We start from the raw sequence: 21,025 nt of genomic DNA, 5'->3' as shown, positions 1-21,025 counted from the left end.
GATGCCTGACTTGTTCGATTTTGAAGTAACCCTGACCCCTTCCCCTACCGCTGAACCAGCGCACGTGGTGGTTTTTTTCAACGGCCCAGAGCGAATCACAGACGCTCATATCACCGAAGCCCTGCAGAATCGGCTAAACGATTACATTCTGCCGGATCATGTCACCTTTTTAGTACCCGATTGTCATCGTGCATGGATCAAGGATCAGTGTGCTGACAAGTCGTCAGCCATTGCGATTGCTCTGGAGCGACGCTCCAACGGCGGGACACCATCTTATGGATTCTCTTTTTTCAACGAGCACGGAGAAATCTCGAAGTATGTAAAAGTCGCCGGCGCCGACAAAGGTATCGGCAAGCTCATCACCCGAGCCACCGAGAATTTTGTCCATTCTGGAATGCGGAAGCTCGTCAAATGCACATCCGTGCTGACCAAGGCGCCTGCTGGTTTTTTGTTCTCGAAGCCCTCCTCACGCGCGTCCAACTATTTCATCCGCGCTGAGAACCTGCTTACTGAAACGCTGCACTCGCACTTCTTGGCTTTCTGCTGCCTCAAAGTGATCAAAAATGCCTCCAGCGACGGCATGAGTGAGCCTGAGACAATTTACCTGGACACCATGGCGTTCCTGCCAGTAGCGCTCTCGATCCAGCTGTTCCAAACGAAATTCGGCAACCAAACGATCTCCAGCATCAAGTCGTTTCACTCACACGACGGTTTGAGCGATGGCAGCCTGGTCGATGCGGCCGCATCACTATGCCTGATCTCGGCCTCCACCAACTGTGGACTCGCCAAGGAGTGGGTTAAGGTCAACGGCGCTCCACCCACCCGAGTCGCGACCTTCCTGTCTTTCGTCAGCCAATCTGATTCGTGCACCGTGCTGCATGCCATTGAGAAGCCCGAGGACTTCGAATCTGTAGCCGAGAGTGAGTCAACCGAAGGTCGTAAGCTCATTCGCATCCATGGCGAACGATTTGTTGCACAGCACACCGAAACTCGGGTGCTCAACATTGGCATGGGTCACCTACCAGAAGGACTTCAGACCAAGTTTTTCTCGTTCATGGGCAAAGGTTTGTTCACGTGCTTCAGCCAAATCCCCCAAAGAGAACGCTATAGAACCGTGCAGGTAGACAAGGACAAGCTTGTGCGCACTGGGGATTTCGAAAAATGGTTCGAGAAAATGCTTATGGAGGAGTCTCCTGCCTCAACGTCACTCATCATCCATGACGACGACAGTGCCAGTAAGAAGATGGCCATTGACGCCCTGGCGTTCCTCGAGGCAAGGGGCCTTAACTGTGATGTGGTAAGCGCCTCAGCCTTCGACCCTAAGATCAAATTCAAAGGGTCGGTGATCATCGTTGCCGCTGCAGCAGAACGAGGCACATTGCTCCTGAGCATCAGTCGCCGCCTCAGGTCTGCCCAAGAGGCTGGCACTCGCGTTTACCTCGTAGGTGCCCTTCTGGGCCGCTCGCATGAGCTGATGGATGAGCTTGCTTCGAACCTCACGCAGCCGCCGAAAGGGAGTCGGAAGTATGTCTTCAAATCCTTCATCGAAATCCCAGCCGCCAGCCTCGCTTGCAACAATCACTGGCACCAGGAACAGAAGCTGCTCAACCGTTTGCTTTCATTTGGAGAAGAAGGCGTATCTGATGTTGTAAAAGCGCGTATCGAGGCTTTCGATAAGGCTACTACTGATGGGCTTTCCGAGGCTGCGTTCTGGCCGAGCAGCTACCAACCGGGTCAGATGAAGCTTACAAAAGGCTTCGCGTTTGTCAGCGGAGCTAACGATGTCACCGTGGCCGCGTGTACTGATATTTTCCTGACGATTGTGTGGATCCTGCAGAACGCCCGGAAAGGCGCCAAAATCGATCAATCGAAGCGACTGGAGTCGGGTGAACTTCAACAGGTACTGCTCTCCCCCGAGATATTTTCTCGCTATGACGACGGGATCATTCAAGGGGCGTTCCTCAGAGCTGCGCTGCCCACTGAGCTTGATTACAGCGCCCATGAAACGCACAGCGCGTCTATGGCTGACATCATCTTGCGCGTTGTTCAGGGCCACGGTTTCGAGCGGGGTGATGCTTCCATGGAGTTCATCACTGCACTGGCCATTGGTAAAATCCGGCTTCACAAAGAGGTGGACGAGAAGCTTCGACGCAACATCAGGCTGGCTCTTCCAGGTCATACCGATGCGATCAAGATTCTCTTTGGAGAGGAATCGCCCTTCTAGGTCGGTTAGAGCATCGGTCGCCTTCAAGATGTGGCCGATGCTCTTAGCTGTAACATCCCACACCAGGTTGATTCTCGAACCCCCAGCCATATATGCCCGGGCCATATTCACGGTAAATACGCTGTGCTCGAACCATGACGGCAGCATTTAGCTGAATCAGGCAGCCATCGGGGGGCGCGGTAGGGACGGCAGTTAACTGCCGCCCCCCCGCACAGAGATCCGTACGTGCGGAACTACCGCATACGGCTCCTGCCTCGGGTGTGTGACGCGAAGCGATCATCAGGGTAAGGATGTGCATTTCTGGGTCTAGGTATGTAGAGGTCAGCAAGGTGTGTTGGCTGGACGCTTACATCGGGGGAATCGCAACCGCGCACCCAATGCAAACCCAACCGTGTCCGTCAGACGACACTTCGTAGCCCATGGCATTGGCAGGCCTTTCAGGTCTGGATGGGGACGGAAATTTGCGCTAGGTTAGTGGCAACTACGACGTTCAATGGAGAGACGACATGTGTCACTTACGTGAAGAAGACTGGATCTAACTCATCTGGTTGTAGCTAAAGTGGGCTCCTGCAAGCTGAATTCAACGCTTGCCGCACCCACTAGGAATAGCATTTAGAATCCAGGTTTACTGCGCCAGATACCCTGGCCTCCGAGCACCAGGCAAGCGGAGCGCGCAGGCGTGCAGGATGTCAGCCCGAAGGGCCTAGACGTGGCTTGCTACGGCTAGGTTCACGACAGCCCTCCGCCAGCGGCGGCACGCCACTACCGCAGCTCAGCTTCAACCATTCTGAAAGAGGCTGAAATGACCCACGATGAACTCCGAAAGCTTGAAAGCACCAGGCGGAGGGCACTTTGGGAGATTGCCAGATTCCTTCCAAGTGACCCAAAGGCAGCTGACGCCTTAGCCATCCTTGATGACCTAGACGACCAAGAGCGAAGCGGCACGCCCTCAATGGGTGAGTCACTCGAACTCAATGAAGTTCGTGCCTCTGTCCCGGTGCAGCATCACAACTGCGGCATCGATATCGTCTTGGAAATAACCATTCCTCAGCCATGGAGAGAGCGTTTCCTGCAGGCGAGCATCGGATCTACCAGGATAGTTGACGGGCCTTACGCAACGGACTGGGATAAATTCCTGGCTAGATGGGAAGCTGAGATGCGGCACCTGGAGCAGCATAGAGCTGCGAGATACAAACGAGGAACAGATTGAGTGAGTGACGGGCATGGTAAAAGACGACGATGACACTGTGTATTGCGACATTCAGATGCCATTGGCCCAAGGAAGAGAGCTGCTGGATCTAGTGAACGCGTTGCGATAATCGAAAGCTCATCCACGTCTCGGAAAAGTCTTTGAGCACATGCAGCACGAGCTTAGTTTCTCCATTGATATCATTGAAAATCCACCCACGTGGCGGGCTTGGTGCCAGAAAGGCGCTCCTCGAACAATAGAGCCGACATCCCACACATTCCTGGTCATCAGTAGCTAGAGTCCCTCGTTTGCACTAATAACCCAACATCTCCTTGATCTCCGTGTCGGCACGACCTAGAGATTTCATCGAGATGCTTCCAGCGTCATTCTCCCCGACGTGCCAGAGCGCAAATTTCGGTAGGTTGTGCCAGGCTGGGGGGTGCGCCGCGACTGGATACGCGGAGCGAGTTTCGTAGGTAGCTGCGCCTTCAATGATCGACACCAGCGCTATGCCGTGCGCTTTTGCGTATTTTATCGCGCCGGATTGAAATCCTGTCGTGGTGAACAACATGCCTTTATGAGCGCCCAGCGATCTCACTTTGTCGTGAAGTACCTGAACCAGCTCCCGCTCGACTGCGTTACGGTATTTTTTGCACTCAATCAGAACGATGAATTCGGCGCCCGCAAACGCTTGGAATTTCGCCAGCACGTCGATCTGGTAGGTTGAGTCGTAGGCCTCGACCTTCACGTTGTGCTTCACCTCCAGCGATGTCAGTTCACCACCCTGTTTGAGGATCCAGTCCCTGACCAACCGCTCAAATTCGGCAGCTGAGATTTCGAGACTGGGGTTTGCCATCGGTGGAAACATTTGTCGTCCTTAACTGAGCGAGTGCCCGTCAAGCTTTGGGCTGGTGGGCGATTAGCCTGCATAAACTGCTGTGGTGAAACGAAACCAATCTCTGGAGGTAGCTCATAACAGCATATGAGGAGGACTGGCTCTAGATCACGCAGAGCCAGGCCGATCCTACTATCACTGTATCCGAAGGTGTGATCCATTCGTTTTCGCCCGGCCCGACGATATCCGCTGTACTGGCGGGTTGTCGGGCCGCTCGCATTGTTGCTATCCAGGAATGGCGATCAGTAACGTTATTTCAGCCATTCTTTGGTGATTTGGTCGAAGCTCAGATCCTTCCACTCTTCTTTCCATAGCTCCCAGTATGGAATGTCGGCGGATGACGGAGCCGGATCGCAGACGTCGATTTTTACAAGCGACGGCATCACCAGTGAGTCCCCGATCAAGAGCGCCTCACCGGCGCCTAGGTTTGGCATCTTCTCAATCAGCTTACCCAGCGTATCGGGGAGCAACCTGCGGACATAGTTCTGATCGCTTGGGTTGGTCAGTCGCATTGCAACAAAGTTGTTGCACTGAGAGAAAATAGTCTCAGAAATTTCTGATGGGCGTTGGCTGGAGAGAAGCAGGGTTACACCATATTTTCGACCTTCCTTTGCAATCCGCTCAATCGACTGTTTGGCAGCTCGATATTTGGCGAGCTCACTGGTAGGTACATATTTGTGAGCCTCTTCATAGACAAGCAAAATTGGAGCATCATTGTTGATTGACTCACCTTGCTTAGTTCTAAAAACCTTATAGTGGTAACCGTGCTCGAAAATTAGGCGAGAAATGAGAGATACCGTGATGCTCAAAACTTCAAACGGAATGCCGCTAAGGTCAAGGACAGTGACGTTGGAACTCTTGCTTGGATGATAACCTATAAGATTTCGAAGAGTATTCTCGAGAGAGATTTCCTTAGCACCGGATCCAAAGAGAAAACCCAGCCGTTCTTGGGCGACTTTGGACTCAAAACGGGTAAAAAATTTGTCCAAGGAGCCATCGGCATACCCGCCGTTGCTAATACTCTCACGCTTGGTAGGATGAAATTCCAGCTTGCTTTCGAAGTACCTATGAATCCGTTCTTGGTCGTCTAATAGCAGCCCGGTGGTAGGATCCGTTTTGCCCTCCTTCAGCAGATCGTAAGTCCCGTCGTTGATCATGTAGATGTTTGAATTTTTCGAATTCACCGTCTCGGTTTTTATGTTGTAAAGGGCGTTCAATACCTCGTGGATGTCAAAAAAAACGGGACTGTCGTAAAATATTTTGGTGTAGTCTTTGTTGTGCTTCTTTTTGTTTTCCGTGACAAGGTACCTAAAGACCGATGACTGGTTGTAGTTGTCGCGCTCCCCAGTGTCCAGTAATACTTCTTCCAACTCTTCACTATTTAACAGCCAGTACGGTAGGTTTAAGCTATTGATGTCAATATGGTTGGCGTCAGGGAAAGCCGCTTTATATTCGGAATGAATGTCGAAGATAATGGCGTGCGAGTTATTTTGAGTTCCCGAGGCGGTTTTGGTCGTCGAGGTTTGTATGATTCTGGTAACAGTGTTGGATTTGCCTGCGCCTGTAGACCCGACTACCGCAATGTGTTTGTTAAAAAATTTGTTTCCGTCAACTGGTACTCTGATTTCTGGGTCGGCGAGCAGTGAAGAAAATTCAAATTTCTTTTGGTCAGGAACGGAGTCTTCGAAGATCTTTTTAATATCTTGGAGGGTGGCGGGTTCCACCCCTGTGGGAGGAATGGTCAACGCATCACCTCCCCGGATAAATTTACCATCCTTAATAACGCCAAGCGGTAGGGCTTCGATCACATGTCGGCGATTTGCCCTGTCGTCAACTTCGATCACGAAACTTTCAATGATCGCAATTAGAACGCAGTCCTCATGATCGGTTACCCTCAGGTAGGAACCGACGCGCAATAATGGATGGCCATCAGTGAAGCTGCCTAGGTCGTCTACGCAGATTCGCACTTTGTTTGGGTATACTGCTATGACCTCTGCTTTCGATTTTTCTGTCATTTAATCATCTCCTTGATGTCGTCTAGCGTATCAACCTTGATTGCAGCGTAAAGTGCTGCTGGCGGTATATTTAAACCGGTGGTGGGCGTGTCGTGATAAAACTCGAATATCTGAATGGGGCGGCGATGCGAGACATTTAATGTGCTTTCTAGGTCACATAATTCGTCGATCAGCTTTAATCGCGTATCCATAAATGAAGTCGGGCCTTTGACGACGGAATCTGTGTGAAAACCAGATCCTTTGAAATCATGCCCATCTAGGAAGGGAATCGAAGCATCCCGTAGAGCCAGTTTCAAGTCTCTGTGTCGGGCTTCATCTGTGTTCGCTAGATGAAGGTATGGGCAGAATCGGTCAGTATCTAAAACTCTCGCGCTTGGGCGGTTTGAAAATTTCTTGCTAATTTTTAACGCTAAGTCGAGTGCATTTGCCGCGTCAAATTTGTCGGCGGGAAGATTTATGATGAAAAACCTGGCCTTGTTCTCAATTGACGTGGAAGTGCTTTGCTTGAAATGTTTGTCGCGTACCAAAGTGGCATATTTTTTGGCCCCTTGGTAGTGTTTGAGCCAACTGTTGAATAGTTGGCTCTTGTTATTTATTTCTTTGATGAACCGGCTTTTCGTGGTCTGTCGATCAATCAGGTTCTTCTCGATTGCTAGGGTTCGTATATTATTTATTGAGGCTGGATAGAAAAGGTTTTCGACGTCTTCCCTCGTGGCGCCTGATATAGTTGAAAGCAATAGTTTAGAGATGCTCTCGAATTGCTCGTCATAGCTTGCAGCATATACGTCGATTTCCAACAGTTTTGCAAACTGGAGTATTTCAGCGTCGGTGATGTTATGGTCGCTGTGAATAAGTTCGGCTGGGGCATCTTTCTTCTGGGTTGTGAGGAAGTGCGTTTTAATGAAGTCTACAGATATTTCGCTTTTTTTAGGTAGTTTTTCTTGGCCTTCATTGTAATGGCCATAAAGCTTGTACTTCGGTAACGGGGTTTTCTTAGAGCCTACTTCTTTGAAATGAATAATCATCGCTGCTATGGCAGGTTTGATTACGGAATGGTTATAAGCCGTGGCCGCATAGTATTTACACTGAATATACTGTTCGCTGGAAACGTCATCGATGTCGACGTCCTCAATGCCCTCTACTGTTACAGTAGCATGCTCATTTGGTGCTAGTAATAGTTGAAGAATTGCGAAGTCGAATTGATAAAAATAACCTTTGATGGTGGCATTGGCTGCTCGGTTGACCATTAATATTCCCTATTAAGAATGGCGTCGAGATAGGTGGTGAAAATCTGGGTCACCCATCAGATCAGGCGTTGCGAGATCCTTGGGACGCTTTGGCATCGTCCTTCTCCCTGCTCCTCCTGAGAGATCAGTATCTATCACTAAAGTGGCATGGTGATAGCACATTTGACGTCTTTGTCGTGCCTTGAATCGAATTTTTCCAAACTTTGGTCGCCATTGCGCTACGTCGGCCACTCTTAACCGAGGATATACGTGCAACAGATAACTACACTGCGACATTCAATTGCCCTTGGCCCAGGGCCGGGAGCTGCTGCAATTGGTGAATGCATTCAGTGAGTCAAATCCTGCTTGACTCTAGATAGTGTCTTAGAGCTCATGCTGGATAAGCTCAGAACCTCCATCGATATCATTGAGAATCCACCGAGTTGGGGCCTGGGGTGCCAGTAAGTCGAGCTTCTGCGGACGCCTTTGTTTTGTAGTTCTGAAACCATGCTATAGGGCTGTGGCTACAACAGGTTGCCTGCACGCTACCGTTATTTTTGAACCAGGTCTTTGTATAACTCTCGGGCCTCAAGGATCTGATTCCTGATCTCCTCTGGGTCAATGCGCTTGCCACCGCGAGGCGTTGTCTGAAGCGTCCTTAGGCTGTTCGCAGCCTTGATGAATTCCCGTTCTTCCGCCTGAACCCACTCGGGGCGCTTGTCTTTCCAAAATAGCCAACCCATTTGCCCGGCCTCGTCTTTGATCGGATGCCAGCAGTATTTGGAAGCTGGAGGTAATGTCCAAGCAAGGAAGTGACCTCGGCTAGTGTGCAAGCGGAGCGCGCGGGCCAGGATGGCCGAAGAGCGTAAGGATGGAAGCCCGAAGGGCCGAGACCCAGCGTAGCGGGGCTCGGTTTACGACAGCCGCCCCCGGAGGGGTACGCCCGACTATTGGAAATGCAAAGATTACCGAACAGCTCGTTGATCGAATGACCGAGGCACTACGCCCAGCGCGCAAAGATCGTATGTCCTGTGCAATGCCACCTCGTCGCCAGATGACACCCTCGCATGGGTGAAGATCGTCGACAAAAACCGCCTCCGCTCGCCATTGCCGAGTTCAGACCAGATCCTGGGCTGCCCTTGTGCATCAGGAACCGCCAACCGGTCGAGGAGATACTCCTCTAGGCTGTGCAGACGTTGCTGGCCATCAATCAAAATTTCACTGTTTTCGGCCAAAGCCCTGCCAACGCTCAGCGGCTCGTACCAGTCATTAGTGAGATAGCTACCCAGATCCCCGCCTGACCACACTGCGGAGATGAAGCGCGACTGCTGACCGACGTTCCACTCCAGCCCACGCGCCCAAGTTGTGACGGGCATGCCCATAACGAATCGCACTGCCCAAGGAAAGCATTCACGAGCGGAGGAGGGGTCTACAAGATACTTTTCCCAGTGGCCCACTAAGACATCGAGTGGATAATGACTGACGGTAGTGGGCAGAAACCGCTGCGGCATCTGGATGTGCATGTCTGATGTTCCGACGTCGGCGTAGCGTTGAAAAAAGGAAGTCATGGTTTTCCTGGGTAGCTCAGGTGGGCTGAAGTATTCGGGGCAGTACGGGTTTGTCTCCACGCGTCCACTGTTTCGATGATCAAAAGGTCTCGTTCGATGGATATGCCGATCTGACTGCTATCGACCAGGGCGTGTGCATAGCCTTCGGCGTAGGCCGCTGCTTTATCAAATGCTGAAAGGGTTTCGGACGATTTGATGGTGCTGATCAGCCGCTCCCATGTACGTCGTTGGCGATTGCCTAAGATCGTGCTGGGAAACGAAATGGCGCCGGTCAGGCGATGTGTAAAGTCATCTGTGGGAGGGGTCAAAGCCGTTGCTCAAAGGGTACTTACCTATGACAAACGGTTAGTTTCGGAAAACCTTGAGCCTGATGCGGATATTTTTTGAGAACGAGATAGCTTTGTTCTCAATCAGCATCGTTAATGGTCGCGCGCGTGGGGCGGAAATATGCGAGCCGGCTCCAGTAATCACTCCGATCCACATCCACCAAGGGCCTTGAATCGCGTTAGAGAAAGAAGGCGTGGGAAACCTGGTTGGTTACTGAGCCTTGTCCAGTGCTCGAGGCATTTCGCTGTTGTAAGCGGATCATAAGTACGAGGCGGTGACTGCTTCTGCTCTGTTAGACGCAGGTTGATCGCCTAGCACTAAACGAATACTACTCGTATGCCTAGCCCTGCGTTTCCTCACCTCAGGGCCTTCCGCACCTATCTTTATTTTCTCACTTGAGAGATTATTTCGAGTCTGTGATGGCACGCTGTCGCGACTGAAAGCAACACCTGATTTTTGAGTTCACTAAGTTAAAGGATTTTATTTTGATAAAAGGAATGGAGTTTGAAGGTCGAGTGATTAGTCTGCATGACAATGATCTCAATATTTCGAAGAACTCTTTTACGATAATAGTTGGCAAGAATGGGTCTGGGAAAAGCAGGTTTCTCCGCCAACTTACCCATGAATGCATGCGTGCAAAGGTGACTTCTGAGCAATCGACACTATTGGGGGCTTTGCCAGGAAACGTGATAGCTGCGTCTACCAGTCCATTTGATAGATTTCCCATAGGTTCGTTTTCTAGTCTTCGGAGTGGAGATACTTATGTGGACGAAGCGCAAGGATATTATTTTTATCAGGGTTTGCGAGGGTTGTTCAGTCCTAACTTGAGCATGTCTTTCATGGTCAGGATTATTGCTGCCGTCTTCAGGGCGCTCATGAATAATGCTGAAAGACTTAGTGCTATTATGGACGTCTTAGCCTACTTGGGCTTCGAAAAGGAGATGAATGTTAAGCTGAGTAGCGCAATCTCTCGTTCAACACTCGAGCGGCTCGCCGAAGATGGCGGTTTTGATAAGTATAAGGATAAAATTCGGGGTATAGGTGTTGAAGCCAAGCGTTTGATTGCTAGGCTCACCCAAGAGCCGGAAGAGCGGACTTCGGAAATTATTGAAGCACTTAAATATTACCTATTTGTTAGTAATGGTAAGCCGTTAGAGTTCGCGTTATCCATCAATAGCGCAGAGATGGTTGGGCAGCTAGACGAACGACTCGTAGTTCTTATGGAGTACGGGGTTTTGAAGCTTAAGCATTTGTCATTGCATAAGACTGGCATCCGGAAGGCTCTACGTATAAATGATGCAAGTTCTGGTGAGCAGTGTGTCGTTCTGACAATGTTAGGTATCGCTGCGAGAATTAAAGACGGGTCTTTGATTTGCATTGACGAACCTGAGATTTGTCTCCATCCAGAGTGGCAGGAGCGTTACATTAAACTTTTGATGTCTACTTTCCAAGGCTTTAATTCGTGCCAATTTATCGTAGCCACCCACTCCCCTCAGATCGTGTCGCGCCTTGGTAGCGAAAATTGCTACGTACTAGATCTGCAAAATAATTCTTTGCAGCCAGCGAAAGTGTTTAATAATAGATCGGTTGATTTTCAGTTGGCTCAAGTGTTCAATGCTCCAGGCTTCAAGAATGAATATATGATGCGTGAGCTACTTAGTATTGTGGGGACGCTTTCTTCGGGTCAAGATCTTAGTCGTAAACAAACAGATTTTATAGGGGGTGCTAAAGCTCTCAAGGGTGCGTTTAGTTCTGATGATCCGGTGCTCCATCTGATCAATATGGTGGTTGAGGCCTTGAAAGTTAAAGGGGCTCAAGGTGTCTAAGGATATAGCGAATTCGATTAGGTCGGTTGTCTACTCTGAAGCATCTGCGCAATTTGTGAAGATCTACGAGGCTAAACAGCTATCCTCTAAGTTAGGAAATGACTGGGATAACGAGAATGATCCGCTGCTTACAGAGGTTAAGCGCGAGATCAAAAGGCATTACCTCAAGGCGCAGAGTTATACGTGTGCATACTGCAGGCAAAAGATAGTTGTAGAGCATAATGGGGCTTGGGATACTGAGCATATCGCTCCAAAAGATATATATCCTAGCTTCATGTTTGTTCCGGAGAATCTATGCCTCAGTTGCAAGGATTGCAATGGGGCTAAATCCAACAAGCATGTGCTAGTTAATAAGTTGCGCCGTACATTTCCTAATAAATCCAAGGATTACACTATCTGCCATCCTCACTTTGACGTTTACTCCGAGCATATCCGCGTAATAGGAGAGGCGGTACTGTATTTGCCTAGAACGAAAAAAGGTCAAACACTTATCGAGATGTGCGGCCTGCTTCGATTCGTTTATGGGTTTGCAGATTACGAAGTTGTCGATTTGAACATTGGCGCGAAGGTTGTGGCCTTGGGTACGGCGTTACAGAATGCTCAATCAGCCTTCGAGCAAATAGCAATAGCGCAAATACTCAGCACAATGGTTGATGATGGTTTGAGGGCGGCGGCACGGAAGCAACTTGAGAAAATTTAGCTGCGAGGAGATAGGATCACTAGCTTGCCGGTCGGCCTACCGTTTTAGTGATCACGACGAGTGACCGTCCTGCAACACCCGCCGTATTGCCTGAGTTGCGCTGCTCACCTGCATCTAATTTTTTCCATTCACCCGCCACGTCAGCGACGTCTCGCCCTGGTGTGGCCACTGACATAGTGCGACCTGACGTTCACTGGCCCATTTCGTGTGTAGCGAATATGTCCGCGCCGGGTGTGGCCACTCACATATTCCTCGAGCCAGGCGGGGAAGAAGGACAGTGCCTGGGTATGATGCCTGTAGAGGTCTGGGTCAACTTGCAAAAGGTATTACTCGAAGTCGTCGATGTTCCTATACGCCTGAGCGAGCTTGCTGTTCCGGTAGAGAAATACCCTCCAGAGCCAGCCGGGAGCCGTGCCGGTTGCCTTAAGGTTAGCCAGGAAGGGCGCCTCATCCAGCGATGCCTTAAACCCCTCCGTCCAAATCAGGAGCAGCAGCAAGGCTACCCCGATGATGGTCATGAAGGTCTTGTCGTAGAGGAACGAATAGATGGCTGCCGGCGAAGCCCAGTCCCACATAATCCAGCCGAACAGGAAGGCGGGGAGGAAGAAGAGGGGCATCAGGAACAGTCCGATTGCCAGGCCAATCCAGGCGCCAATGATCTCTGGCAGCTTCGACCAAACGTTCGGCATGTGTGTCCTCCCCGGAACCTGGCTGATCAGGTGTATCTCGATGGTAGCTCAGCGGCTGATGCGCAGGAAATGGACGTAACTAATGAGCAGCAGGCGGTGACTCAACGGAGCGATCAGTGATTAGCGTTTGTGGGCAAAACTGCAAGCGGAGCGCGCCGGCCCAATCTGGGCCAGATGCGAGCAGATGGAAGCCCGCAGGGCCGGAACCTGGCGAAGCCGGGGTGCGGTTCACGACAGCTGTCCCCGTAGGGGCGAGCCATTAGCCGCTTCACTGATCAATGATGCAAGCTTGAGCATCAGTTTCTCAGAGTCAAATAAGCCCTGAAGCTTCTGCCATGCTTGGCTTGCAGCGGGGTATCGGTTCGAATTTTTCGGATTTTTTTGCGGATTTGATTTGTCTCGTCCAACGTCGACGTGGCGGGAAGCGGTGGCGGTTAAGAGGACTACTCTGGGCGAAGTTGAGTCGGGGCTTCAGGCAGCTCCTGCAGGAGCTTCATAAGCCTACGGAAACGCCGCATTGCCTGGGTCGCACTGATCATCTGCATGCTGAAGTCATCCCTATCGCAGAACGTGTGGACGGAGTTGAAGGTGGCCAGCATCCGCAGCCAGCCACCCCCAGTTCAGTTACATGTCAGGATGGATGTCGTCGAAGAAATTGACGTCCAGCTCGAACTCCAGGGTGCCGAACCGGGCCAGCAGGTCAGCCCGCAGAGCTCCCTCGGCATACGGCTCAACGTCTACCCAATAGCTGTAAATCATTCCGTCATCCGAGGTGTTCGCCGTTACTTCCGCGTCTGCCAGAAGCTCCGCATGCTCCAGGGATATCTTCAGCTCACTGGCCAGAGCTTGCGCCATGCTAATGCTGGGACGGTGCTCCTCGCTTTCAGCGGCCTGTTTGTGCTCCATGTACTCCCATTCAGTCCTGCGATCACGGTCTGCATCCGTTTCGCTACTGGTGATGGAAACACCGTCCTCACCGAGCGACCAGTTGCCGTCGCGGCGAATCAGATCAACATCCGCCTTGAGGAAGAAAGCCCTGCCGTAGTACACCCGGTCAGGATCCTGCTGGCCTTCGTAGGTGATGGACATACCCAGCTTGAGCACCCCAGTAGCAACTTCATACGCGGCAGACTCCACCTCGTATTCACCGATAGCAAACTCACTGGCGTTGGTCTCGGCCATCGCGCCGGACAGCATGTGCTCAAGCTCCTGATCCAGTTCGGAGAACACGTCGTCCTCGTGGATCGCGTCCTTGAAGTCACGCACGCCAAAGGCGGCGAGCATCAAGCGAGGATCCGATGGGTTCCGCTGGGCGACGACAACGAGCTCGTGGTACTTCTCGAACCCTGCCTGACGCGCAAGCGCTTCTTGGGCAGCAGAAAGCTTCATGTCGTGTTCACGAGCATGCTGCTTCGCTTGCGATTTGATGATGCTGATAGGGGAAAAATCGGACATAGCAAAGTCTCCAAAACCATTCGACGCTTTGGTTACCGATTGCCTGTTCACCGGGCAGCGCCTGGTTAGGGACATGCCGATGTAAAACGAAAGGGTGTATCTACGATGGGCTATTGCTTCGCGAAACAGGCGCCAGGCGACCATCACCGCCTGGCCTGATCATAGGTCAGCCAAATTCACTCTGCAATAGTCTGCAGGAAGGGCGCACCAGGTTGGTTTCGCGTGGAGTGTCTTGGAGGGGGGCTCGGGTATCAGGAACGACCGCAAGCGGAGCGCGCCGGCCCACGAAGGGCCAGAGGCTTGAGGATGGACGCCCGCAGGGCCAAAACCGGGCGCAGCCGGGGTTTGGTTCACGAGAGCCGTCCCCCGGAGGGGGTAAGCCCAAAACGTACGGCGTAATGATCCCGATTCGGGACATTGAGGCCATTTTTGCCCCTTAATGTACCCAGCCGGGGGCAGTAGGTGGGTCGCTGTGTAAGGAGGCTGGAGTGAGCTTGCGTGCAATCTCAAAGTCCTCATCTCTTAAGCGCTTCAGCTCCAGCAGCTCAGCTTCATATTCCTCAACGGTCAAATCAGTTTTTAACCGCTGTACAAGATGCTCCTGTTTACGATCAAACAGCTCCATGGCACTTGTGAGATGTACCGAAGTAACCGTTTTGGAATAACCTGCAATCTCCTCGAAGGCCAGGTGAATGTAGCGCTCTACTGACTCGGGCGACTTGTGTCCAGTCCACATCATGACTTCGGCAATGAAACTTTGGACATCAAGGAGGGTCTGTCGGAATTGTTCAGAATTTTGAATCTCATGTTCTTTTATCAGCATCACGAAACGTTTAGTGATGAACGCGTGCCTGAACATATGGGGAGAGATTCTTTCCTTGATCCCGGCTTCAGCTTTAAGGGTGGATATTTCAGAAGTAATTGTATCGGGTGAAAGGCCTCTACCTGTTGTTTCGCCTATAAACAGGAAACCTTCATCGTTTTTTACTTTGAATTTTTTGGCTACCTTTCTTCGGTGAAAATCTATATGCGTCTTGATTTCCTTGAGAATCATTTTATGAATCGGTATTTTCCGTTCGCTCGATGCACCCTGTTTCCAGGTTTCCAATCGCAGCATCGGTTCATCCGAATAGAAGGCATTGAGAATATCCTCGACTTTGATTCTTGAAATTTCTCCCCGTCGAGCACCGGTGTACTCTAGGAGAAGGAGCATAATTTTCCGTCTTGAATAAATAAATCGAGAGGTGGGCAGCGATTCAACAGCTTCGGTGAGCTTTTTGATATTGGCCTCAGATATTGGAAAAACTGTTCGAGTTCGTCCGCCTAGGCTCAGGGAGTGATGATGGATGTAGGTCTTCTTAATTGTGCGGCCATTACGATATGTAATCGTGTAAGACTCGTAGGTGATCCGAATTGTCCCGCCTTTTTCCACAAAGCCAGGATTCTCATTAAGTCGGCCAATAAACTCAAGGAAAGTCAAGCATGCTCGGCCAATCGCGAGAATGGTAGGTTCTGTCTTTTTCTTTGATGTTGGATAAATTGGGGAGTTTTCGTCCCTTAGTGAATCTATAAATGCAGTAAAGGTTGAGTCCGTTAGATGTATAAGATCGATGTTTAAATAATAGCAGTACCGGATTAATTGCCCTATTTTAGAGGCATACTCTCCGAGCGTGCCACCTTTTGAACCCCTAGTTGACAAACCACGATTTCCGCCACGGCCTGCACGCTCAAGCAGAGATAAAATGTATAAGTTGGCCTGGATGCAAGGTGATCCATCTGGCCAAATCATGAAGGGGATGTTGGCGAATTCATAAGTCTCAATCTTGTCCAGCGCCATGTGTGAAAAAAGCGTGAGTGCTTCTACAAGTGAATAGAGTTGATGAGAGGTTTTTTTAGTCATTTCCTATACTCATCCAGACTCACAACAGTATTTTCATCCGATGGAGTAAGCTTGTGGAATGGCGGAGCATTCAGCGAAGTAATTGCCGATAGGGCCTTGAGCGCCTCTGACGCTCGAAGCGCCCTGACGCCATTGCTAGGGGCGTCACGTACACTTTTGATGTCATCAAGGGCGCGATTGAGAGCTTGCAGCAATACCATGTTCGTCCTCTGCGAGGTGGCGAGTTTGTATTCAAGTTCCTCCACCCGCAGAGAGAGGCCTACCTTTGTTCGCTTGTTTGAACGCTGTGTTCTGCGTTCGGCAGACTCCAGCGCATCCAAGGCCGCTACTCTGAGCCTATTGAGCCCATCGAAGCCAGTGGGCAGGATCTTCTCAGCATAGGTCTTGAGCGTATTCAGGCTCATGGGTGACGTCGTTTTTTCCTCTTCCACCACCTTGAAGTTGAGATTCAGCGCGGCAGTCGACGCCTGGTTTTTCAGAGCTTTAATAAGTTCTTTGTTGTTTTGGAAGCTCTCTGGCGACCTATGGATTTGATGTAGGCATTCCACAAGTACATTCAATGCAAGGGTGTTACGCTCGACACGGGAATCAATTTTTTTCATGCTGCCACTCCGATTACCTTCGCAATTATTTTGAACTTCTGACCCTCGTCGTCTTCAAAAAACTCAGGTTCAATGCTAATTGCTCCTTCTTCCATGAGGTCAGAAAGGTAGTCCTCAAGTTCGTCGGTATCGACAATCGTGAAGTCTTCTGTGCCGTAGCGTGACTTCATGAGGGCTGCAAGACTCTCGAAGCTTTGAATATCTCCACTGTTCAGGGCTTCCGCGACATATTGGGTCTTGGCACCCTTCAGAGTCGCACCGTCCAGGGACTCGGTAATATAGTGCCAGACATGTTTTACGTCAGTGTGCCCCAGCATCCATTGCAATGTCTCCAGTCCGCCAAAACTGCTGGAATAGAAAAATAGCATGGCGAAAAAGCGCCTTAATTGGTGCTGTCTGATGTAATAGCGCTTACCTTCTTCATTTGTTTCGGTCTCAAAATAGTCGCAGAAAAAGTCGAGATTTTGGTTGTATGAGTGCGAGCTGACATTGGCGAGTGATAACCCACCATGGATCGAAGGTGAGCAAAAAACTTCTTTCAATTCATTGCTATAACCGAGACGCTTCAGGATTTTCTGCAACCGGATAAGACTTTTAATCATCTGAACCGCAATCGGCTCGATTGGTCTTGCCTCGATTTGGCGAGTACCAAAAAGTTTGTAGGTGCTTTTCCGATTCTCAAAGATGAGCCATTGCTCATTAGTGTCCAAGCACTTTGCTGCATGTAGCTCTTTGAGCTCTCCAACCCTCCTGGCCATCAACGCACCGATCACGATTTGGGCTCCACCCACATAAACCTTGATCAGTTCAAGTAAACCTTTATTCGCCCGGAGGTCTTGGAAATACTCAGCACTCGGCCCTTTCGTGCGTTCGGCGTAGATAGTGCCCACTCCCCGACGGGATAAGCCAAGACCTTTAACTCCAAATTTCCGAAGGTCATTTCCGACAACTCGATGCAGTTCCCTGTCTGTCAGTTCACTAGAAGAAATACCTTTAAGCTTGCAGTGAAGGGCAATCCTGCACCAACCATCAATGATCATTTTTCCATGCTTGATGTGCATTTCGATTGCGTTTCGAACGGCGGAAAATACGATGCGAGAGGGAAGAGTTCTGAACCTTCCAGCAACGTCAGTTTCCAAGATAAAGCTCTTTGCGCTTACGAGATCTGCAGCAGACGGCGCAGGTAAGCCAACTTCATGGAGGTTACCCAAGCCGTAAAGGATTTTTTTGTATTCGTTGAAATTTGCTTCCCCCATTCTTTCACGTTTCGCGGTAGTAACAATGATAGGTAAGAACTCACGAACAAAAGCATCGTCATGCTTAACAACCAGCATGTCAATTACTGGCTTGTCTTCAAATCGTCCCTTCAATGTATTTCGATAGATTCGCTGAGAGATGGTTACAGAGTTAGCGACGTAACCCTTACCCCTGGCATATCTGTAAACGTCGTTCAGATAGAGCGCTGCGCGCACGTGGGGGATCATCTCTAGGGGGATGTCGAGCGTGTTGTTGTCAATTTGATCTGGCGTGATTTCAGCAAGTTCATGCCATTTTTGAAGGGCTAGTTTGATATCGGTTGGGTTGGTTTTCAGGGCAAGGTTGAGACAATAAAGAGATGCTCGCTTCGACCAGCCATATACAGATTCGGCAGAGTCATTGCTGGTGGCGATTTCTGACAAGATTAGCTTGAGCGAGTCCCTCCCCAAACCAGCCAGTCCGTATTCTGCAAGTTGAAAGCGATCTGCGTTTAGGAGAATAAAATCAACAATGTGTAAGGCCCGGGCCAGCTCATTCGCTCTTGTACCACTCGAGTTGGTCACAGATTGAGCCTGGGGATTCGTGGAGCTGGTAATGAAATACTTGAAGCCGTCCAGTAAATCTTTGTTTTTTGGATCGATGAGACTGCTTCCATCATTGAGCATAACGTCCCAATCAATAGCCTTAGGAGTTTTAAATCCAAAACTATATTTCCAGGTGTTTTCATCAAAGTCACTGAGCAACCAGTCAACCTTCCTCAAAGCTGTAGATGGAGAGACGAAGAACGGATTCAGGAAGTCGAGCTCAGGCGGCAGTAGCATGGATGACCTTGTTCATACGGTTTGGGTTGCAATGATTTCTAGCGACGTTGAGATGTTCTTTGAGCAGGCTGTCATGCCCGCGCTCGATCTCTTCGCTTACCGCCTTCGAGACTTCGGCCCAATACCTGGCTCGACCACAGACCTGTTCTGCTCTCTCAGAAGCTTGAACTGCCGCCTGCAAGGAGAGAAGTGCCGTCATAATGCCTACATCAATAGAAATGTACACTTGGCTGTTTTGAGCGGCGACCTGTTCAGCGCTGGGCTTATTATCAGGGTTTCTCAAGTGATGAGGTATGTCCTTGAGAGCATGGTTTTTCAGGAAGACATGTAACTCGTCCATGTTTTCGAAACTCGTGGCGTCAAGCAGGTAAGGACTGTCTTTCATCGCCTCGCATATAAAGCTACGTTGGAAAATACGTATCCATCTGGTTTGGAAGAAGCTGAGGATCGCTTCTGGGAGATATCGACGGAGCAATTTCGTGTCATAGCTTGCATGACCCAAGGCCTCGGCCATTTCCGCCACGCTTTTCGTTCGAAGATAAACTTCCACGCCGCATGAGGATCTCAGTGATGAAAGGGATACTCGCTCTAAGAAAGTCTGCATTTCGCAAGGCATAAGTTGCTCGTAGGGAGCAAACTGCTGAGTCAATGTATCGAGTAGTGATTCTGTTAATTTAAATTTTGAACGATTCCACATTTGAGGAATAGCACTAATAGGGCGTGCAAACCCCAGGCCGCAGGTAATAAAAAGCTCTTTCCAGATGGGGTTGCCCTGTTTTCGCAGTGCCTCCCTGAGCGGCGTAGTCACTTCAATGATCTCTTCAATCCACTTTTGTGAACTGGGTGTGAGATTAATCACTTGTTCGCTGAATTTTTTACCCCTGCGATCCTTGTAACCAATGAGCCTTGCTCCACCCTCCGTCTTTATGTAGCCAATATAGTCTCCATTATCATTGTGCAACTGCAGCTTACTCAGAAAGCCAGCAGTGATTTCTGGATGTTCGCATACCAGAAGGCACTGGTAGGGATACAGTTTCTCTGAAGTGGGGAGTCCGAGGAGTTCGGCTATCTTTGCCTTGCTATCGCTGCCGAAGTGTTGCATAAGATATTTCTTGGCCGGTATGAAGCCATCCCTTTCAAACGTGGCGCAGATGTTTTCTGGGCCGATCTCAGCAGCGCTTTTTCGCGATTGTCCTGTTGTGACCGGCGTGCCGGTAGCTGCCAGAGATTTACGCTCCCGCACTCTAGTCATTAGGCTCTGGCATTGGTCAATGGCCCAAGATTTTACAATCGAAATATCAGTGAGAACTCTGCTAAATAGAATTTCAATAGCTTCTTCATCAGTAAGGTAAAGGGGAACAGGCGTGATCAATTTCTCATGTACAACTACGCCGTCGTCCTGAATTTTCTTCCTGCTGCTGTGCCCTAGGTCAGGCTTTTCTTTCGGCCTAGGCAACCCGCCTTGGTACGGTGTAGCCCATTTGCCAGTCTCGATAAAAATTTCTTCGCAGTTCGACATGAAGCTGTTCCATGCCTTGATCTGGGTATTGAGGTTCAACCCGCGATGGTGGGCATCCAAGAAGAAATCCTTCATGAAAGCTAGAAAAAATGCCTTGAGCATCTGCGGATGCTGGAACGTCACAGCGGGCCAGTCTTGACTATTGGCTGACAAGAATTCCGCCAGCTTATTTACCTGGCTGTATGCTGGGCGGGCCTGCCTCTTATAGAACTGCCTCCATTCTTGGTAGAAGTCCTCAGTGAAGTCTTGGCCATGGCTCGTCCAGACACATGCAAGGGCGAGGTAGAACTCCTTTCCCTTTAAGCTCTCAACCGCCCACCCATTCCAATACTGAACCCGCTCCAGGTCTAGCTTCGAGCGATGTTCAAGCCAGATGCCTTCGTTGCTGCGCATGTTTTGTTTGTCGTATCCAACCTGCCCCATCGCAGGAATTTCGATGCGCAGAGCTTCGTGGACAAGACTCGTCAGGCGAACGAAGGAGCTGCGCGATGCCGGTTCGTGGTCAATGAAGCAGTTGCCGCTAAGGGCGCCCATGAACCCCTTAACCAGATTCAGATACCTTGGGCTGGACAGAGTCAGGTAGGTGACCTCGACGCCCTGCAAGTCGCAATAGCACTCGAAGAGTTTCAGCGTTGTGCTGATAGAAATGCTTCCGACCCTAGTCGCAGTACGTTCCAGCAGATCGACCACGTCGGGCGCAAGAGCCTTGTACGGGTAGTTGGGCAGAGCAGAGGTGTTTTTGATTATTGTCAATTAAATTATGGTCTTTTCGTTAGCCTGAAGGCTTCGTGGGTGGGTGCTTCAGTAGATTT

The 21,025-nt window shown here is 50.2% G+C and carries 15 protein-coding genes and 1 pseudogene; 5 read left to right on the top strand and 11 right to left on the bottom strand.

Annotation, left to right across the window (positions count from 1 at the left end):
• The first annotated feature begins 1 nt into the window (after position 1).
• The 3 genes and pseudogenes from TU84_RS04655 to TU84_RS26415 all read left to right on the top strand — a co-directional run bounded on the left by TU84_RS04655 (position 2) and on the right by TU84_RS26415 (position 3,711).
• Positions 2 to 2,224, top strand: coding sequence for a hypothetical protein (locus TU84_RS04655; RefSeq protein ID WP_048367536.1), 2,223 nt, complete (start codon positions 2 to 4; stop codon positions 2,222 to 2,224).
• Between the two features lie 802 nt (positions 2,225 to 3,026).
• Complete coding sequence (locus TU84_RS04650) at positions 3,027 to 3,434, top strand: hypothetical protein (protein ID WP_048367535.1); 408 nt, start codon at positions 3,027 to 3,029, stop codon at positions 3,432 to 3,434.
• 13 nt (positions 3,435 to 3,447) lie between these two features.
• Positions 3,448 to 3,711 (top strand): annotated as a pseudogene (locus TU84_RS26415) (hypothetical protein).
• A gap of 15 nt (positions 3,712 to 3,726) precedes the next feature.
• Here the strand turns inward: TU84_RS26415 and TU84_RS04640 are convergent.
• The 5 genes from TU84_RS04640 to TU84_RS25420 all read right to left on the bottom strand — a co-directional run bounded on the left by TU84_RS04640 (position 3,727) and on the right by TU84_RS25420 (position 9,425).
• Positions 3,727 to 4,281: a restriction endonuclease gene (locus TU84_RS04640; protein ID WP_048367532.1), complete on the bottom strand. Its 555-nt coding sequence runs from the start codon at positions 4,279 to 4,281 to the stop codon at positions 3,727 to 3,729.
• Between the two features lie 278 nt (positions 4,282 to 4,559).
• The gene (gene herA, locus TU84_RS04635; protein ID WP_048367530.1) at positions 4,560 to 6,323 is read right to left on the bottom strand and encodes an anti-phage-associated helicase HerA; all 1,764 of its coding nucleotides are present in this window, start codon (positions 6,321 to 6,323) and stop codon (positions 4,560 to 4,562) included.
• Entirely contained in the window at positions 6,320 to 7,570 is a 1,251-nt protein-coding gene (locus TU84_RS04630; RefSeq protein ID WP_048367528.1) for a DUF4297 family anti-phage-associated protein, read from the bottom strand. Before TU84_RS04630 ends, herA begins: the two co-directional genes overlap by 4 nt.
• 944 nt (positions 7,571 to 8,514) lie before the next feature.
• Entirely contained in the window at positions 8,515 to 9,117 is a 603-nt protein-coding gene (locus TU84_RS04620) for a hypothetical protein (protein WP_048367524.1), read from the bottom strand.
• Positions 9,114 to 9,425: a hypothetical protein gene (locus tag TU84_RS25420; protein ID WP_082148621.1), complete on the bottom strand. Its 312-nt coding sequence runs from the start codon at positions 9,423 to 9,425 to the stop codon at positions 9,114 to 9,116. The genes TU84_RS04620 and TU84_RS25420 overlap by 4 nt, the downstream gene beginning before the upstream one ends.
• Positions 9,426 to 10,208: 783 nt before the next feature.
• Here TU84_RS25420 and TU84_RS25210 point away from each other — a divergent pair.
• The gene (locus TU84_RS25210; protein WP_053225186.1) at positions 10,209 to 11,270 is read left to right on the top strand and encodes an AAA family ATPase; all 1,062 of its coding nucleotides are present in this window, start codon (positions 10,209 to 10,211) and stop codon (positions 11,268 to 11,270) included.
• Positions 11,263 to 11,970: an HNH endonuclease gene (locus TU84_RS04610; protein ID WP_053225185.1), complete on the top strand. Its 708-nt coding sequence runs from the start codon at positions 11,263 to 11,265 to the stop codon at positions 11,968 to 11,970. The genes TU84_RS25210 and TU84_RS04610 overlap by 8 nt, the downstream gene beginning before the upstream one ends.
• 326 nt (positions 11,971 to 12,296) lie before the next feature.
• Here TU84_RS04610 and TU84_RS04605 read toward each other — a convergent pair whose 3' ends face one another.
• From TU84_RS04605 to TU84_RS04580, 6 genes are all read right to left on the bottom strand, one after another.
• Positions 12,297 to 12,659, bottom strand: a complete 363-nt coding sequence (locus TU84_RS04605; protein WP_241486376.1) for a hypothetical protein — start codon at positions 12,657 to 12,659, stop codon at positions 12,297 to 12,299.
• A 624-nt stretch (positions 12,660 to 13,283) separates the two neighbouring features.
• Positions 13,284 to 14,114: a hypothetical protein gene (locus TU84_RS04600; protein ID WP_048367522.1), complete on the bottom strand. Its 831-nt coding sequence runs from the start codon at positions 14,112 to 14,114 to the stop codon at positions 13,284 to 13,286.
• 436 nt (positions 14,115 to 14,550) lie between these two features.
• Positions 14,551 to 16,014 (bottom strand): tyrosine-type recombinase/integrase, encoded by a 1,464-nt coding sequence (locus TU84_RS26410; RefSeq protein WP_048367520.1) that lies wholly within the window; start codon positions 16,012 to 16,014, stop codon positions 14,551 to 14,553.
• Positions 16,011 to 16,616, bottom strand: a complete 606-nt coding sequence (locus tag TU84_RS04590) for a hypothetical protein (protein WP_053225184.1) — start codon at positions 16,614 to 16,616, stop codon at positions 16,011 to 16,013. The genes TU84_RS26410 and TU84_RS04590 overlap by 4 nt, the downstream gene beginning before the upstream one ends.
• On the bottom strand, positions 16,613 to 18,694 hold the full coding sequence (locus tag TU84_RS04585) for a site-specific integrase (RefSeq protein ID WP_048367518.1): 2,082 nt from the start codon (positions 18,692 to 18,694) through the stop codon (positions 16,613 to 16,615). The genes TU84_RS04590 and TU84_RS04585 overlap by 4 nt, the downstream gene beginning before the upstream one ends.
• Positions 18,678 to 20,966, bottom strand: coding sequence for a hypothetical protein (locus TU84_RS04580; protein ID WP_048367516.1), 2,289 nt, complete (start codon positions 20,964 to 20,966; stop codon positions 18,678 to 18,680). Before TU84_RS04580 ends, TU84_RS04585 begins: the two co-directional genes overlap by 17 nt.
• Positions 20,967 to 21,025: the final 59 nt, after the last annotated feature.

It is taken from the genome of Pseudomonas helleri (genome assembly GCF_001043025.1).
Classification (GTDB): domain Bacteria; phylum Pseudomonadota; class Gammaproteobacteria; order Pseudomonadales; family Pseudomonadaceae; genus Aquipseudomonas; species Aquipseudomonas helleri.
The sequence above is the reverse complement of the archived record's forward strand: the minus strand, read 5'-3'. Positions and strand labels throughout refer to the sequence as shown.